We start from the raw sequence: 932 nt of genomic DNA, 5'->3' as shown, positions 1-932 counted from the left end.
TTCATCGTAAATATCACTTTACGTCTAAAATCAATTGAATAGCTCATATAAATAATCTCATCAAAATTAAGTCGCTTAGCTATAGCTAAGCGACTTAATTTTGATGACAAAAATATATGTTTTTCTCGAATATAAATTTACTGATATAGAGTAATTACTTGTAATCATTTTAAAGTCGCCTAACTATATAAAAAATATTTATTAATAAATAAGATAAAGACAATTGATCATTATTCAGTTTATGCAAAAGGATAATATAAAGATGCTATGACTAAATCACTTTGTTTTTCGTCATTCATGTGTGATGTTATCATCATTCAGTGAAAGCTTAAGCGGTTCAATAGCGAAAGTAATCATGTTATCTTTACTTTTTACTAAAATATAACGGATAGCGCCTACTATCGTTTCATCACTCTGCACTTGATTATGTTGTTTTAACATACGATCTAATACCGCGGTTAATTGATGTGTGTTATTAATTAAAGTGGTTTTTTCGAAGTGATTAATAATTGCCATAATATAACGTTCGAATAATTGTCGATTAATTTTATAGCTGCTTGTCTATTTTAGTGGCAGTAATGTTAGCTGTAAACTTTTAATTTTTTCACTTCCTCCTTCAAGTACTGCGGAGGAGTAAATTTTGCTCTTAATTCGACTTGGCTGCACGAATATAAGATAAGCTAATATCCTTGCTTTTGATCACTTTAAATTCATGTATTGGATAACTGGGATTATCCTGATTATATTTTTGCCGAAATACGGGAATAGTTTCATTGAATAAGGCTGCATCGGGCCATAAATAAGCAACCGAAACCTCTGTTTCAGTTATAATTGGTAATTCTTTTGCCAGCACCGGGAACAGTGGCAATAATGTAATAAATAGTAATATAGCTGGGCGACTTTAAAATGATTACAAGTAATTACTCTATATC

At 30.2% G+C, this 932-nt stretch carries 1 protein-coding gene and 1 pseudogene; both read right to left on the bottom strand.

The window, feature by feature from the left end; translation table 11 throughout:
* Positions 1–291 precede the first annotated feature (291 nt).
* Positions 292–666, bottom strand: a pseudogene (locus ARSQ2_RS13405) (DUF1454 family protein).
* Positions 647–868, bottom strand: a complete 222-nt coding sequence (locus ARSQ2_RS13985) for a DUF1454 family protein (protein WP_181995378.1) — start codon at positions 866–868, stop codon at positions 647–649. The pseudogene ARSQ2_RS13405 and the gene ARSQ2_RS13985 overlap by 20 nt, the downstream one beginning before the upstream one ends.
* Positions 869–932: the final 64 nt, after the last annotated feature.

This window comes from Arsenophonus endosymbiont of Bemisia tabaci Q2, from assembly GCF_902713415.1.
Lineage (GTDB): Bacteria > Pseudomonadota > Gammaproteobacteria > Enterobacterales > Enterobacteriaceae > Arsenophonus.
This window is presented reverse-complemented; position numbering and strand designations above follow the sequence as displayed.